Origin of the sequence: Staphylococcus sp. FSL W8-0056 (assembly GCF_037963075.1) — a bacterium.
Lineage (GTDB): Bacteria > Bacillota > Bacilli > Staphylococcales > Staphylococcaceae > Staphylococcus > Staphylococcus aureus.
Genome location: NZ_CP150142.1, coordinates 2,263,839 through 2,278,957, shown reverse-complemented (window position 1 = coordinate 2,278,957; position 15,119 = coordinate 2,263,839). Strand labels below are relative to the sequence as shown.

15 protein-coding genes and 1 pseudogene are annotated in these 15,119 nt (G+C 32.4%); 7 read left to right on the top strand and 9 right to left on the bottom strand.

Annotated elements, in window-relative coordinates; translation table 11 throughout:
* Nucleotides 1–120: 120 nt before the first annotated feature.
* On the top strand, nucleotides 121–741 hold the full coding sequence (gene srtA, locus NSS86_RS11605; protein WP_000759366.1) for a class A sortase SrtA: 621 nt from the start codon (nucleotides 121–123) through the stop codon (nucleotides 739–741).
* Between the two features lie 161 nt (nucleotides 742–902).
* Here the strand turns inward: srtA and NSS86_RS11600 are convergent, their stop codons facing one another.
* The gene (locus tag NSS86_RS11600) at nucleotides 903–1,634 is read right to left on the bottom strand and encodes a peptide ABC transporter permease (RefSeq protein ID WP_078064089.1); all 732 of its coding nucleotides are present in this window, start codon (nucleotides 1,632–1,634) and stop codon (nucleotides 903–905) included.
* Between the two features lie 5 nt (nucleotides 1,635–1,639).
* Nucleotides 1,640–2,275: an ATP-binding cassette domain-containing protein gene (locus NSS86_RS11595; RefSeq protein ID WP_000773921.1), complete on the bottom strand. Its 636-nt coding sequence runs from the start codon at nucleotides 2,273–2,275 to the stop codon at nucleotides 1,640–1,642.
* Between the two features lie 319 nt (nucleotides 2,276–2,594).
* Between NSS86_RS11595 and NSS86_RS11590 the strand changes: the two genes are divergently transcribed.
* On the top strand, nucleotides 2,595–3,395 hold the full coding sequence (locus NSS86_RS11590; protein ID WP_000237528.1) for a Cof-type HAD-IIB family hydrolase: 801 nt from the start codon (nucleotides 2,595–2,597) through the stop codon (nucleotides 3,393–3,395).
* 246 nt (nucleotides 3,396–3,641) lie between these two features.
* Here NSS86_RS11590 and NSS86_RS11585 read toward each other — a convergent pair whose 3' ends face one another.
* On the bottom strand, nucleotides 3,642–4,634 hold the full coding sequence (locus tag NSS86_RS11585) for a D-lactate dehydrogenase (protein WP_000161545.1): 993 nt from the start codon (nucleotides 4,632–4,634) through the stop codon (nucleotides 3,642–3,644).
* A gap of 269 nt (nucleotides 4,635–4,903) precedes the next feature.
* Between NSS86_RS11585 and NSS86_RS11580 the strand changes: the two genes are divergently transcribed.
* On the top strand, nucleotides 4,904–5,575 hold the full coding sequence (locus NSS86_RS11580) for an NAD(P)H-dependent oxidoreductase (protein WP_000069098.1): 672 nt from the start codon (nucleotides 4,904–4,906) through the stop codon (nucleotides 5,573–5,575).
* Nucleotides 5,576–5,695: 120 nt separating this feature from the next.
* Here the strand turns inward: NSS86_RS11580 and NSS86_RS11575 are convergent, their stop codons facing one another.
* Both NSS86_RS11575 and NSS86_RS11570 read right to left on the bottom strand, forming a co-directional pair.
* The gene (locus tag NSS86_RS11575; protein WP_000863968.1) at nucleotides 5,696–6,502 is read right to left on the bottom strand and encodes a VOC family protein; all 807 of its coding nucleotides are present in this window, start codon (nucleotides 6,500–6,502) and stop codon (nucleotides 5,696–5,698) included.
* A gap of 170 nt (nucleotides 6,503–6,672) precedes the next feature.
* The gene (locus tag NSS86_RS11570; RefSeq protein ID WP_000067116.1) at nucleotides 6,673–6,957 is read right to left on the bottom strand and encodes a GNAT family N-acetyltransferase; all 285 of its coding nucleotides are present in this window, start codon (nucleotides 6,955–6,957) and stop codon (nucleotides 6,673–6,675) included.
* 225 nt (nucleotides 6,958–7,182) lie between these two features.
* On the opposite strand from NSS86_RS11570, the gene NSS86_RS11565 reads away from it, so the two are divergent.
* From NSS86_RS11565 to NSS86_RS11555, 3 genes are all read left to right on the top strand, one after another.
* The gene (locus tag NSS86_RS11565) at nucleotides 7,183–7,617 is read left to right on the top strand and encodes a MarR family transcriptional regulator (protein WP_000376235.1); all 435 of its coding nucleotides are present in this window, start codon (nucleotides 7,183–7,185) and stop codon (nucleotides 7,615–7,617) included.
* A 77-nt stretch (nucleotides 7,618–7,694) separates the two neighbouring features.
* A complete protein-coding gene (locus NSS86_RS11560; protein ID WP_000609346.1) occupies nucleotides 7,695–8,654 on the top strand; it encodes a ring-cleaving dioxygenase in 960 nt (319 codons plus the stop codon).
* A 30-nt stretch (nucleotides 8,655–8,684) separates the two neighbouring features.
* A complete protein-coding gene (locus NSS86_RS11555; RefSeq protein WP_000400021.1) occupies nucleotides 8,685–9,278 on the top strand; it encodes an alpha/beta hydrolase in 594 nt (197 codons plus the stop codon).
* Nucleotides 9,279–9,382: 104 nt separating this feature from the next.
* Here the strand turns inward: NSS86_RS11555 and NSS86_RS11550 are convergent, their stop codons facing one another.
* From NSS86_RS11550 to NSS86_RS11535, 4 genes are all read right to left on the bottom strand, one after another.
* Complete coding sequence (locus tag NSS86_RS11550; RefSeq protein ID WP_001549787.1) at nucleotides 9,383–10,462, bottom strand: membrane protein; 1,080 nt, start codon at nucleotides 10,460–10,462, stop codon at nucleotides 9,383–9,385.
* A 341-nt stretch (nucleotides 10,463–10,803) separates the two neighbouring features.
* The gene (locus NSS86_RS11545; protein WP_000192172.1) at nucleotides 10,804–12,768 is read right to left on the bottom strand and encodes a fructose-1,6-bisphosphatase; all 1,965 of its coding nucleotides are present in this window, start codon (nucleotides 12,766–12,768) and stop codon (nucleotides 10,804–10,806) included.
* A gap of 372 nt (nucleotides 12,769–13,140) precedes the next feature.
* Nucleotides 13,141–13,911, bottom strand: coding sequence for an ABC transporter permease (locus tag NSS86_RS11540; protein WP_000536961.1), 771 nt, complete (start codon nucleotides 13,909–13,911; stop codon nucleotides 13,141–13,143).
* Nucleotide 13,912: 1 nt separating this feature from the next.
* A complete protein-coding gene (locus NSS86_RS11535) occupies nucleotides 13,913–14,608 on the bottom strand; it encodes an ATP-binding cassette domain-containing protein (protein WP_000538625.1) in 696 nt (231 codons plus the stop codon).
* A 409-nt stretch (nucleotides 14,609–15,017) separates the two neighbouring features.
* Here NSS86_RS11535 and NSS86_RS11530 point away from each other — a divergent pair.
* Nucleotides 15,018–15,117, top strand: a pseudogene (locus tag NSS86_RS11530) (hypothetical protein).
* Nucleotides 15,118–15,119 lie beyond the last annotated feature (2 nt).

Genomic DNA, 15,119 nt, shown 5'->3' with positions numbered 1-15,119 from the left:
GACAATATATGTGCAAATTTTATAATATAAAATGAATTGCTATGAGTCATTTTATAATTAATGGTATACTATATGAAATGTTAATAGGCATTGTGAAATGTATAAAAGGAGCCTTAACGTATGAAAAAATGGACAAATCGATTAATGACAATCGCTGGTGTAGTACTTATCCTAGTGGCAGCATATTTGTTTGCTAAACCACATATCGATAATTATCTTCACGATAAAGATAAAGATGAAAAGATTGAACAATATGATAAAAATGTAAAAGAACAGGCGAGTAAAGACAATAAGCAGCAAGCTAAACCTCAAATTCCGAAAGATAAATCAAAAGTGGCAGGCTATATTGAAATTCCAGATGCTGATATTAAAGAACCAGTATATCCAGGACCAGCAACACCTGAACAATTAAATAGAGGTGTAAGCTTTGCAGAAGAAAATGAATCACTAGATGATCAAAATATTTCAATTGCAGGACACACTTTCATTGACCGTCCGAACTATCAATTTACAAATCTTAAAGCAGCCAAAAAAGGTAGTATGGTGTACTTTAAAGTTGGTAATGAAACACGTAAGTATAAAATGACAAGTATAAGAGATGTTAAGCCAACAGATGTAGAAGTTCTAGATGAACAAAAAGGTAAAGATAAACAATTAACATTAATTACTTGTGATGATTACAATGAAAAGACAGGCGTTTGGGAAAAACGTAAAATCTTTGTAGCTACAGAAGTCAAATAATCCATTACGCTAATGGATGAATATATTGAGTGGAAAACAGTCTTGATTGCGAGACTGTTTTTTTGTTTGGTGTGAGGCACCAATGACGACGTGTCATTGGTGGAGATTGTAAAAATACATAATAAAAAGGAGCGACAATGGATGCCGCTCTTTTTTATGTACTACATACCGATTTTCAACCATCTCTTTCTACTTAGTAATAAGACAATAGTATTAACTATAAATAGAAGAACGAAGAATGATACTGTATTTATAATTTCAGTAGGACATATAAATGTTGACTCGTTATTCAATATTTTTTCTACGGCACGATACATCGTGTTGCTCGCCTCAAACGGAGCAACGATACCAAATATACTTTTATTAATGGCAACTAAGATGACTGAACCAATCCAATATACAATGCTGATACCTAAGCTGATTAAAATGTTAGGTGAAACCATACTAATCGTTCCAACAACTAAGATATATTGTAAGATAACGAGTGAAAATAAGATTATTAATAGTAAGTAATGTGAGAAATCCGAATATATTATTGAAATAATTGTGATGCCTAAAATAATATAAATTAAACATTCAATGAATAGAACTGCTACTTTTTTATAGAAGAAGGTAAATATATTATCGCCAATCAGCTTGTAAAATAATATATTTTTATTCGAATACTCTTTATTAATAAAATATGCAATAACAAATGAAAATAATAAAAAGCCAAATTCAGTGGCAACTGTATAAGAACTAAAGAAAAACTGACCATAGCTTAAATTTTTAACTTTGTCTATTCCTATTGGTAAAAAATACCCAAGTAAGAAAAGGAATATGAATAGCACACCAAGCGTGTAAATAATTTTATTGGAAATACTTTTTTTAAATTCTAATTTCAAAGTGGACACCTCAATTATAAATTAATGTAATCATTTATGACTTCTTCTTTTGATTGGTACTCTTCTATTTGAAGGTCTTTAAAAATAAAGTATTTACCCGGCAAAGCACTTAAATCGGATAAATTATGTGTAATATTGATAATAGTTTTAGTTTGATGGCTTTGAATAAAATCATTTAAAAATTCATAAATTTCATTAACTGTTTTCTTGTCTAAAGCGTTTGTAACTTCATCTAATATGATTAAATCATGATCTTCCAATAAGAAACTTAATAATTTAAGCTTTTGTTTTTGACCATCACTCAAGTTTTTTAGTAGTACGTTAGACGGTATTGCTTCGATGTTTAGTATGTTATAAATCTTATCGAATGTTTGTCGATTGTTTTCAAATTTTGATTTTAACAATGATAATAAAAAATCTTTTGTTATATCATTAGGAATATTTGATGAACTTGATATTAAGGTTACATTTTGAGAAATGGACTTAGGGATATTTCCACTATTATTTAGTAAGAAATCTTTAGCTAATAAAGATTTTCCTACACCATTTTTACCAACAATGTGATTGATCTGACCAAGATAGAAATTTAAATCACAATTGTCAACTAGTTGTTTGTTTTTAACTTTTAAAGAATAGTTATTTAGTTTCATGTATACAACTCCTATGTATAAAGGGATTTATTACACCGATATTTAATTGTATTTTAAAAATTTTTTCACATTATGTATAGATGTTATAAATTAGTATATCACACTATATTTTGTCCAAATGATAAATATATCGTTATATTTTTACAATATTCTGAAATTTATGTTCGCCTCCGAATGCTATATCCAGTGTAATGTGTTTTGCATATATGAAAGCAATTTCAAAATGTGAATATAGTTTCATTGTGGTATGACAAACTTCATTGCTTGTCATGAGATGGATATAATGAAGACGACTAAAAGAGCAATGAGGAGGATAATCATGGTTAAGGCTATTGCGGTAGATATGGACGGGACGTTTTTAGATTCGAAAAAGACATACGATAAACCGAGATTTGAAGCGATTTTTACTGAACTTAGAAATAGAGATATTACATTTATTGCTGCGAGTGGCAATCAATATGCGAAGTTGAAGTCTATTTTCGGGGATAGAGATATGTATTTTATTTCTGAAAATGGTGCAGTTATTTATAAAGGCAATGAGTTATATAATTATAAAAGCTTTAATCGTCAGGTGTTTCAACAGGTCGTCGATTACTTAAATATGAACCAAAGTATTGATCAACTCGTCATCTGTGGTTTGAAAAGCGCGTATATTTTAAAACATACTTCTGAAGCATTTAAAGAAGATACGAGATTTTATTATCATCAGTTAAAAGAAATTGACAGTCTACAACAATTACCTGAGGATGATTATGTCAAAATAGCATTTAATATTAATCGTGAGACGCATCCAAATGTTGACGAAGAAGTAGCAACGCAATTCAGCAATGATATTAAACTTGTCTCAAGTGGGCACGATAGCATTGATATTATTATGCCAAACATGACTAAAGGGCAGGCATTAAAACGATTGTTAGATAAATGGGAAATGTCTCCTTCAGAGCTCATGGCCTTTGGAGATGCGAATAATGATAAAGATATGCTAGCGTTCGCTAAGCATAGTTATGTGATGGAAAATAGTCATGATGAAGAATTGTTCAATATTGCCTCGGCTGTCGCTCCAAGTAATGATAAGCAGGGTGTTTTAACGATTATCGAACAAGAAGTATTGAACAAGTAGGTAGCACATCATCAATGAAGCGGCTATCATGATACTAAATACATGTTAAATGAAAACTTTGAATACGAATCATCAAACATTAATATATCTCAAACAGGTTAGGCAATAATGCCATAGTAAAATAAGCGCACTACAATCAGTTGAATAGATGATAAAATAAAGCAGATTTTAATCAAACCGATTTTGATACAGATAAACAAAATAAAAAGCAAAGGCACATGGTGCGCCTTTGCTTTTAAATATATATTAATTTAAACGTGTTTCACATGTACCAGTGTTAATGACAGATAATGCTGCGTTTAAACCACCTTCAACAAGGTTTTGTACTGCTTCATCAGAGAAGAAAGCAATATGTGGTGTTACTAAAATTCTTTCATGTTCGATTAACTCTAATAATGTTTTATCGTCAATGTCTTTATTAGTCCAGTCATTTGTGAAGTATGCAGCTTCATTTTCATAAGTATCAATCGCAGCACCTAACAAAGTACCATCGTTCACTGCAGCGATTAAATCAGGTGTATTGATGACTGCACCACGTGCTGCGTTAACTAAGATTGCACCTTTTTTCACATGATCAAACATTGCTTTATCGAATAAATGATAGCTTTCTTTGTTCGCTGGAACATGTAAAGAAATAATATCGGCATCTTTAATAGCTTCTTTAACACTATCTTTATAAGTTAAAAAGTCTAAATCTTTATTAGGATAAGCGTCATAAGCTGTAATTGTAGCACCAAATCCTGCATATATTTTAGCTGTAGCAGCACCGATACGACCCGTACCGATAATTGCAACAGTCATATTTTTAACTGGTTTAGACATGATTTCTGCTTGCCAAGTAAAATCATGTGTTTGTACACGGCGTTCAATATCTGGGAAGCGACGCACTAATTGTAGGGCGATAGAAACAGAATACTCTGCAATTGTTTCAGGTGAATAACTAGGAACGTTAGATATCACAATGTTGTGTTTTTTAGCTAAATCTAAATCATACATATCAAATCCAGCAGTACGTTGTGCAATTTGTTTAATACCGTAAGATTCTAATTTAGGATAAACGTCATTTTCTAACTTACCAAATTGCATTGTAGTTACGCCATCGTAATCTTTTAATTGATCGACTGTAGCACTTGATAATAGCTCTTTAGAAGTAGTTACTTCGACATTATTCTTTTTCCCCCAATTTAATGCCATCTCTTTCTCATAATCACGCGTACCAAAGAACATAATTTTTGTCATTATTAAAAACCTCGCTTTTAAAAGATTGAAAAGTAAATGAGTGAAATTAAAGATTATGTACATTAAAATCACGCCACAATTTAATTGTGAAAAATATCACAAATATATTATAACACTAAATTTTCCAAAATTCAAAAGTGTGTTTTATTGCAGAAAACTTATAACATGTGCACAAGTTATAGCGAATTGCAAACGGATTACTTTAGTCTTTTTAAAACATGAAGTATAATTTGTATAGTAATAAATATAAAAATTGGAGGCTATGTTCAATGAGCAATATGAATCAAACAATTATGGATGCATTTCATTTCAGACATGCGACTAAGCAATTCGATCCACAAAAGAAAGTTTCGAAAGAAGATTTTGAAACAATATTAGAGTCAGGTAGATTGTCTCCAAGTTCTCTTGGGTTAGAACCTTGGAAGTTTGTCGTGATTCAAGATCAAGCGTTACGTGATGAATTAAAAGCGCACAGTTGGGGCGCAGCAAAACAATTAGATACAGCGAGCCATTTTGTGCTAATTTTTGCGCGTAAAAATGTAACGTCAAGATCACCGTATGTACAACATATGTTAAGAGATATTAAAAAATATGAGGCACAAACGATCCCAGCTGTTGAACAAAAATTCGATGCATTCCAAGCAGATTTCCATATTTCTGATAATGATCAAGCCTTGTATGACTGGTCAAGTAAACAAACGTATATCGCATTAGGCAATATGATGACGACAGCCGCATTGTTAGGTATTGATTCATGTCCGATGGAAGGTTTTAGTCTGGATACAGTGACAGACATTTTAGCAAATAAAGGTATCTTAGATACTGAGCAATTTGGTTTATCAGTGATGGTTGCATTTGGCTACAGACAACAAGATCCACCGAAAAATAAAACACGCCAAGCATATGAAGATGTTATTGAATGGGTTGGACCAAAAGAATAAATAGAATACAGTATGTCTAAATATATAAAATTAAAAAGTTAGCAATAAAAAAAGCCTGCGATTACATAAATGAATCGCAGGTTTTTGCGTGAAAAAATTGTATTAATAAAGTATGGATGATTATTTTTCTGGAACAAGGTCAGTATTTGAATGAACTGTGATGTCAAACCCTTCTGGTGCCGTAAATGTATGTGTTGAGGCGTCGGGTTGATAAATATCAACATGTGTTAATCCATAACTTTGTGCATTGTTTTGTCTTGCTTGATTGGATTGCCAAGTATTAGCAGCAATATGATGGTGATAATGATTCGTTGACATAAATAGCGCACGTGGAAAATCAGACACATGTTGGAATCCTAATTGTTCAATGTAACATTGATATGCTGCGTCTAAATCATGTGTTTTTAAATGTAAGTGTCCAATCATGCCTTTTGCTGGCATTCCTTGCCAACCTTCATCAGTACGATGTGTTAATAAGGTTTGGCTATCAACTTCTAAAGTATCCATTTTAACTTTGCCATTTTGCCATTCCCATGAAGATGAAGGTCTATCGCGATAGACTTCAATACCATTACCTTCGGGGTCGTTGAAATATAAAGCTTCACTTACTAAATGATCACCAGCGCCAATGCCCATATTTTTTTGTGCCACGAAATATAAGAAGTTAGCTAGATCCTCAGTAGTTGGTAATAAAAATGCTATATGAAAAAGTCCTGCTTCACGTGGGGAAGTCTGACGGCCGTCTTCTAATAAATGTAACGTTAGAGTATGGCCACCAGTCCCAACAGATAATACGGTTGTGTTATCGTCAGAACTTTTAACGGATAGTCCTAAAATGTTTTTGTAAAATGTTGTCATTAAGTCTAAGTCTCTTACGTTCAGTTCAATGTTTGTCACTTGTGTTGCTGTTTTATCGTGAAATGCCATTATGCATCGCCTCGTTTTCTATTTTTCTATAAGTTAGTATAAAAAGTATACCAGAAAAGAAAATGAATTGATAGCATAAAGTTTGAAATGCAAAATAACTAGTCGTTTTGCAATTTTATATTGATGCGAACAAAAAAGCGATGGTACAGTTGCACCATCGCAAAATTTATTTAACCAAGATATACATCTTGATATGAATCTTCTTTTTCTAACATATGTTTGGCAAATGAACATGAGGCAATAATTTTTAAATGATTTTCTCGAGCGTGTTCAACAACTGCTTTAACTAGTTTTTTGCCAACACCTTGACCACCAAGTTCATCAGATACGCCTGTATGATCAATGTTAATTTCATTATTATCCACAAAACGGTATGTGATTTCAGCTAAAGCATTATTTTCATCATCACCAATATAGAATTTGTTCTCGCCTTGTTTGATTTCAAGGTTACTCATACATATCAACTCCTATCATGTTTGATTATAATATTTCCCTATTCTATTTTAACTTAAACGAAGTAAAAGGTGCATGACAGTCATGTGACGACATTGCCGCATTTATGTAGTCGTTTTTATTAAGCGCAATTTGAAATAAAGATGAAAACACGTATCTTGACATTAAATCCATTCAGCTATATAATTTATCTCGAAATCGAAATAAATTAAAAAGTTGGTGATGATATGGATCGAACGAAACAATCGCTCAATGTCTTTGTCGGAATGAATAGGGCGTTAGACACATTAGAGCAAATTACAAAAGAAGACGTAAAGCGATATGGCTTAAATATTACTGAATTTGCAGTGCTCGAGTTGCTTTATAATAAAGGTCCGCAACCAATTCAACGTATTAGAGACCGCGTATTAATTGCAAGTAGCAGCATTTCATATGTTGTAAGTCAATTAGAGGACAAAGGTTGGATTACACGTGAAAAGGATAAAGATGATAAACGTGTATATATGGCTTGTTTAACTGAAAAAGGTCAAAGTCAAATGGCAGATATTTTCCCTAAGCATGCTGAGACATTAACAAAAGCGTTTGATGTGTTAACAAAGGATGAATTAACAATCTTACAACAAGCGTTTAAGAAACTAAGTGCACAATCTACAGAAGTGTAAGGCGTGCACTAAAAATTTACATTAAAATATCTCGATTTCGAGATAAATACACTAAAAATATAAAGAGGGTATATAAAATGATAAATAATCATGAATTACTAGGTATTCACCATGTCACAGCAATGACAGATGATGCAGAACGTAATTATAAATTTTTTACAGAAGTATTAGGCATGCGTTTAGTTAAAAAGACAGTCAATCAAGATGATATTTATACGTATCATACATTTTTTGCAGATGATGTAGGTTCAGCAGGTACAGATATGACATTCTTTGATTTTCCAAATATTACAAAAGGGCAGGCAGGAACAAATTCCATTACAAGACCGTCTTTTAGAGTGCCTAACGATGACGCATTAATGTATTATGAACAGCGCTTTGATGAATTTGGTGTTAAACACGAAGGTATTCAAGAATTATTTGGTAAAAAAGTGTTGCCATTTGAAGAAGTCGATGGCCAAGTGTATCAATTAATTTCAGATGAGTTAAATGATGGGGTAGCACCTGGTGTACCTTGGAAGAATGGACCGGTTCCAGTAGATAAAGCGATTTATGGATTAGGACCCATTGAAATTAAAGTAAGTTATTTTGACGACTTTAAAAATATTTTAGAGACTGTTTACGGTATGACAACTATTGCGCATGAAGATAATGTCGCATTACTTGAAGTTGGCGAAGGCGGCAATGGTGGCCAGGTAATCTTAATAAAAGATGATAAAGGGCCAGCAGCACGTCAAGGTTATGGTGAGGTACATCATGTGTCATTTCGTGTGAAAGATCATGATGCAATAGAAGCGTGGGCAACGAAATATAAAGAGGTAGGTATTAACAACTCAGGCATCGTTAATCGTTTCTATTTTGAAGCATTATATGCACGTGTGGGGCATATTTTAATAGAAATTTCAACAGATGGACCAGGATTTATGGAAGATGAACCGTATGAAACATTAGGTGAAGGTTTATCATTGCCACCATTTTTAGAAAATAAAAGAGAGTATATAGAATCAGAAATAAGACCATTTAATACTAAGCGTTAACATGATTAATTGGAATGAGGAGGATTTGTGATGGAACATATTTTTCGTGAAGGACAAAAAGGTGCACCAACGCTAATATTGTTGCATGGTACAGGTGGCGATGAATTCGATTTATTGCCATTAGGCGAAGCATTGAATGAAAATTATCACTTGTTAAGTATTAGAGGACAAGTTTCAGAAAATGGGATGAACCGGTATTTCAAACGTCTTGGTGAAGGTGTTTATGATGAAGAAGATTTGGAATTTCGTGGACAAGAATTGTTAGCGTTCATTAAAGAAGCTGCTGAACGTTATGAATTTGATATTGAAAAAGCAGTACTTGTTGGATTTTCAAATGGATCAAATATAGCGATTAACTTAATGTTGCGTTCGGAAGCACCATTTAAAAAAGCATTGTTATATGCACCGTTATACCCAGTTGAAGTAACGTCAACAAAGGATTTATCAGATGTAAGTGTGTTGCTTTCTATGGGGAAACATGATCCAATTGTGCCATTAGCTGCAAGTGAACAAGTCATTAACTTGTTTAAGACACGTGGGGCAGTAGTCGAAGAAGTTTGGGTGAATGGTCATGAAATTACAGAAACTGGATTAACGGCTGGTCAACAAATACTTGGGAAATAACAGTTCTATTAAGAAGCGGACAGATGGAAAAGATTTTTACTTTTCATCTGCCCGTTTTTTTGATTTTGAAGTGCTGTAATAAATTTTACAATAGTATAGATGTTTTAATCGATATGAGATTTGCCGGTAATACGCTTAATTAAACCTTTATAGAGTACAGGTATGAGTAAGATGAAACCGAACAATCCCATAATAGGGAATACTTTTCCAATTAATGAAATGAAACCGATAAATGTACTAATATAAGTGATGACAGCCATTGTAATAATAATGATGAAGTAACGTCTGCTGAATGGAACGCTGAAACGTGACGCAAATGCATACATTAATCCAACAACAGTATTGTAGATGACAAGTATCATAATGACAGACATAATAATACCAATTGACGGAGACATTTGTGTCGCTAATTTTAATGTAGGTAAATCGACGTGTTTAATTTTATCGAATTGAGAAATTAAACCTAGGTTAATCATCATGAGTAAAAATGTAATGATTAAACCGCCAATCAAGCCCCCGTATAACGTTGAGTCACGATATTTAACTTTGCTACCCATCACTGATAAGAAGCTGAAGGCAGCAGCAATTTGCAAGCTTGCATAGTTAATCGCATCAAACCACCATCCAGGTGATAATGATTTCTGCTTATGAATCTGAGCATCATTATTAGCGGCAGTAAAATCAAGATGACTCGTTGTGAAATAGTAGACCGCAATCATAATGACAATTGCAATTAAAAATGGAGTAACTCCACCAAGCACAGCAATTAAACGATCGAATTTTAGAAACAGTGTTGCTAAAATAAAGGCGACTAATATGAGTGCGCTCAGCCAATACGGTAAGTTGAAACTTTGATGAATGGTTGACGCACCACCTGCAGTCATAATAATAGCTAAAGACAACATAAACATTGTTAAAATAATATCAAAACCTCTTGCAATAGAGGGGTATAAGAAATAGTTAATTGAATCAGAATGATTTCTGGACTTTAGATGATGACCTGTATGCATGACAACCATTCCACCTAAAGTAATCAATAGTCCTGTTACAATAATGCCTGAAATGCTATATGCGCCATGACTTGTGAAAAACTGGAAAATTTCTTGACCAGTAGCAAAGCCGGCACCAACGACAACACCAACAAAGGCAAATGCCACAATAATGGACTCTTTTAAGATACGCATGATTTAAAAATGTCCCTTCGTAATTTTAAGTAATATAGAAAATGTAACATACATGTTAATGAAAAATATAGTACTAATATAGTATTTTGTTAAATTGAAGTAGAAGCGAGGGCGTCGGTCATTTCATTAATTTATTAGTTGATTTTGCATTTTTTTGCTGTAAAGTTGTTATAATACAGTTAACAGGAATTAGCATAGATACACCAATCCCCTCACTACTCGCAATAGTGAGGGGATTTTTTTCGGTGTAGCTAGGTCGCCTATTTATCATCGCGTTTGCGTAGCCAATGCGTAAACCGCATCAATACAACAGTATACAATACATGCATAAAATGTCGTCTTTAGTCTAAGTAACGATCATGCATTAACATTTTCAAAATATCTATTTGAGCTTGAAGCTCTTTACCAATATTGGTATCACGAATCTTCTTACGTTGTAATTCTTTGTCTACAACGCGCTTTATAGAAAGTTCATCGATACCTTCGGAAAGTATTTTTTCTTTAGCGTTAAATTGTTGGTGTGCAACGAGTTGCATTCCGAATGAATTATACAACAATGTATAGCCTGCAATGCCAGTTGTTGACTGATAAGCTTTTGAAAAACCACCATCAATGACAAGCATCTTTCCATCAGCCTTGATAGGATCTTCGCCATTGATTTCTTTCACTGGTGTGTGACCATTAATAATGCGTCCTTCATCTGGATTTAATCCGAAATCACTGAGCATTTTACGAACCATATTCACATCTTCACGTAAATGATAGTATGGATTTTTTTCTTCTTTATGAGAAGCTTTATCTGCAATAAAATATCGCTCAAACGTAGTCATCGCGCGTTTACCAAATAATGACGAATATTTCCCAGTCCATAAATACCAAACTAAATCCGTCGATAAGTCATCAGTATTTTCTTTTTCATCAAATGATTTACGGACATGATACTCAAACACATCTAATAATTCTTGGCCGCTGTAAGTATGACCATCAATTTCAAATGATTCCATCTCACCATTTTCATCAACTGGAATACAACCATGAATGAGTAAATTACCATTATATGGTAAGTAAAGCGAACCTTTACGCATCAAGAAAGACATATGACGACGTAATTTTTCAGATTGTTGGAATGACAATAATAGTTTATTCATGACTTCTTCTTCTTCAGGTAGTAATTCTGCTGGATTATTACGATTGATAGTTTGGAAACATGTGTCTTTCAACGGGTATGTATTACCATAAACTGTAATTTCATTTGTATCATAATTAACCTTTTCAAGCACAAGACGTTCTTCCATTTCGAAATTTGGACGACGTTTAATAATTGGTATTTCTAACTTGAATTGAATCATCGCAATAGCTTGATGAATTTTAGTAATTTGACTTTCTTCACGTTGAGTTAAACGTTCGTGTTTGTCAGGTCTTTTTTTAGGCTTAAAAGCAGGATTATCTGCGTCATAGTATTTTTCAGCTAAAGTAAGCAGTGGTCTTAAATTAATGCCATAAGCGTCTTCGATAATATCTAAATTATCATAGCGTGCACAAATTCGAAGTAAGTTTGCTAAGCATACTTTTGACCCAGCATAGGCTCCAACCCAAAGCACATCATGATTACCCCATTGAATATCTAGGGAATGATAATTAATCAGTGTATCCATAATTTTATCTGGTTGTGGTCCACGATCATAAATATCACCGACAACGTGTAAATGATCGACGACTAAGCGTTGTACGGAATAAGCGAGTCCAATAATTAAATCATCTGCCTGTTTAAGTTCAATTACTTGGTTAACAAGTGTTTCGTAATATGATTTTTTATTTTGATATTCATTACTTTTATACAGTAGTTCCTCAATAATATAAACGTATTGTTTTGGCAATGCTTTACGCAGTTTTGAACGCGTATATTTTGAAGAACAATATTTAATCAACTCAATTAAATGTTCGATTGTTGTGATATACCAGACATTAAGTTGACCGCAACTTTGGAAATCACTTTTAATCAATTTTAATTTGTCTTCTGGATAGTAGACAAGAGCAGTTAAATCATTAAGCTCCTTAGTTGAAAGTCTCTCTTTGAAAATATCATTGATTTTCGCTCGCACATTCCCAGAACCGTTGCGTAATACGTGTTGGAAAGCTTCGTATTCACCATGTAAATCGCTGACGAAATGTTCCGTACCTTTAGGTAATTCTAAAATTGATTCTAAATTGATAATTTCAGTTGCAAGTTTTTCTGGAGTATCAAAATTTTGGGATAGTAAATCTAAATACTTCTTTTTTAATTCTTTTTCAGTAATTTGAGTCATTACGTGTCACTCCTGTAGTATATTTCAAACGTTAGTTTATAAAATAAATGCGCTTACAATGATTATCAAGAAAACGTTAACATTTTTCAATAAGTATGCTTGGATTGATAAAAATAGAGGGCAGGATTTTGGTATTAGGAGTCGTTGCAGTTTAGTTAAGTAAAAGTGGGAAAGTGATATATTTATTTTAAAAATGAGAGGAGGAATTTGTTATATTCACTAGTTTCCTAAAAAATTACGATATGTAAAATGTGGAATTGCCAAAATTTGGATAAAAAAATCCCCGCACCATTATTTGGGTGAAGGGATTTGAAAATGATTTTGAATTACGATGGAATATGTGTGTATTTATTCATCTAATACTTTAAGTTACTAAATATTTTTCTTCTTGAAAATAAATACTACAAGTATTAAGAAAATAGAAATATAAGCAATATTACCAATAAACAATTCATGAAGTTCTAATTTCGTCGACTTACTAAAGCCTTTTTCAACTGTTTGAAGCATAATATTCATCATATTAATAGGATTCCACTTTAGCCAGTCTATTTTTTCTAAAAGTGCCGTTTGAATAACTGCTAAAATAGAACTTGCAAAATAAAAAACAATACCTACAGCAATGGCTACACCCGTTGAATTAGTTGCAGATGATAATAGCAACGTTAAGCTTAAAACTAACCAAACGCCAACAAATGTACCTAAACTAACTAATAATAATTGATTCAATAAAGATAATTGATTACCGCTACTTTCAAATATATTTAAATCATTAAAGAATAAAGACCCAATAACAATTGAAGCAATAATTGTAATAACAAAATAAATTAAAGAAATAATAAATAATGTGATGATTTTGCTAACAATCATAGTTGTTCTTGAATATTCACGATAGAGTAAATTTTTAATCGTACCGTAATGAAATTCCATTGAAATGATTGTACTTGCTTGAATAATTAATAAAAATGCAAACCATGAAAAACCATTATAAGCAGATGTGAAAGATTCCTGTGGCGTAAAAATTTCATTGTATTTTGTAGCGATATAACCTTGAGCAACCATTAGTAGAATGAAGACAATAGGTGCGATAAAAGTTGATTTCTTTTTAAATAATTTGAAACATTCTTGTTTAATTAAAGTTCCCATTTTATGCTTGGTCCTCCCTTTCTATGATTTCTAGTAATACATTTTCTAAATCATTATCTTTAAATTGTTTAAGTTCTTCTTCCGATGTTTCTGTAACAATTTTACCTTTGTTAATAATAAGGATAGAGTTTGTGATTTTAACTAACTCACTTAAAATATGACTCGAAATTAAGAAAGTAACACCTTCTTGCGACTTTTGGACAATCAATTCACGTACATCTCGCACAGCTTTTGGATCTAAGCCGTTCATTGGTTCATCTAAGATAATGAATTGAGGTTCATTTAAAAATGCTATAGCAATTCCTAATTTTTGTTTCATACCAAGAGAATACGTTTTAGCTTTTTTATGAATGTATTCATCCATATGAAGTTGTGAGACAATTTTATCGATATCTTGAGTGTTTTTTGATTCATTCAATAACTTCAAGTTTTCATATCCAGACATAAAAGGATATATTCCTGGATTTTCAATCAATGCACCGATATTGCTTTTGCTGTCTTTGCTGTTAATAACATTAAAATTTCCGCTTTGGAAACTAGAGTAACCTAATATAACTTTCATTAAAGTTGTTTTACCTGCACCATTCGCTCCAACGAGACCAACTATTTGTCCGCGTTTCAGCTTAAATGATACATCTTCGAGAATCGTTTTGTTGCCTATCTTCTTTGTTAAATGTTCTATTGTTAAAACACCCATATCACTATCTCCTTTGCTATTAAATAATCTGAATCTTAAGATTTTATATATAAAATTAATTTTATCACATAGCAAGTTTTATGAAAATATGGATTTAAAAAACTTTAATAATATAAAATATAAATATGAACACGAGTATTTTTGTAGCGTGCAAATGGTATTGCTACATTTATTAAAATGCGCAATTTGTTATGAGTAACTTTTTTGGATAGTAGGCACATTAAAGTGTCGAAAACAATTTGTGTGGAGGACAGGGTAAATTCTGTTTATTTAAGATGATAGTTTGTATTATAGATGGATTTGTGAGATAAGTTTGCGGAATGTATACATACTGAGGGAACTGAACTTTGATGGGAAACTTCATTATATCTCTTAACGTAAAGGATTTTAGGTGACTTTCAGCTAAAGTATGCCAAATAAACTTAAAAAAGCAGTGAATCATTTCAATAGATGGAATGATTTTACTGCTTTTTGTGTATAGAAATTTAAAATTCATGCCTTTATACTAACA

Excerpts from the sequence above, each read along its gene's own strand:
- srtA (WP_000759366.1), top strand. The coding sequence starts at position 121 with ATGAAAAAATGGACAAATCGATTAATGACAATCGCTGGTGTAGTACTT.
- NSS86_RS11595 (WP_000773921.1), bottom strand. The coding sequence starts at position 2,275 with ATGAAACTAAATAACTATTCTTTAAAAGTTAAAAACAAACAACTAGTT.
- NSS86_RS11590 (WP_000237528.1), top strand. The coding sequence starts at position 2,595 with ATGGTTAAGGCTATTGCGGTAGATATGGACGGGACGTTTTTAGATTCG.
- NSS86_RS11585 (WP_000161545.1), bottom strand. The coding sequence starts at position 4,634 with ATGACAAAAATTATGTTCTTTGGTACGCGTGATTATGAGAAAGAGATG.
- NSS86_RS11580 (WP_000069098.1), top strand. The coding sequence starts at position 4,904 with ATGAGCAATATGAATCAAACAATTATGGATGCATTTCATTTCAGACAT.
- NSS86_RS11575 (WP_000863968.1), bottom strand. The coding sequence starts at position 6,502 with ATGGCATTTCACGATAAAACAGCAACACAAGTGACAAACATTGAACTG.
- NSS86_RS11570 (WP_000067116.1), bottom strand. The coding sequence starts at position 6,957 with ATGAGTAACCTTGAAATCAAACAAGGCGAGAACAAATTCTATATTGGT.
- NSS86_RS11565 (WP_000376235.1), top strand. The coding sequence starts at position 7,183 with ATGGATCGAACGAAACAATCGCTCAATGTCTTTGTCGGAATGAATAGG.
- NSS86_RS11560 (WP_000609346.1), top strand. The coding sequence starts at position 7,695 with ATGATAAATAATCATGAATTACTAGGTATTCACCATGTCACAGCAATG.
- NSS86_RS11555 (WP_000400021.1), top strand. The coding sequence starts at position 8,685 with ATGGAACATATTTTTCGTGAAGGACAAAAAGGTGCACCAACGCTAATA.
- NSS86_RS11550 (WP_001549787.1), bottom strand. The coding sequence starts at position 10,462 with ATGCGTATCTTAAAAGAGTCCATTATTGTGGCATTTGCCTTTGTTGGT.
- NSS86_RS11545 (WP_000192172.1), bottom strand. The coding sequence starts at position 12,768 with ATGACTCAAATTACTGAAAAAGAATTAAAAAAGAAGTATTTAGATTTA.
- NSS86_RS11540 (WP_000536961.1), bottom strand. The coding sequence starts at position 13,911 with ATGGGAACTTTAATTAAACAAGAATGTTTCAAATTATTTAAAAAGAAA.
- NSS86_RS11535 (WP_000538625.1), bottom strand. The coding sequence starts at position 14,608 with ATGGGTGTTTTAACAATAGAACATTTAACAAAGAAGATAGGCAACAAA.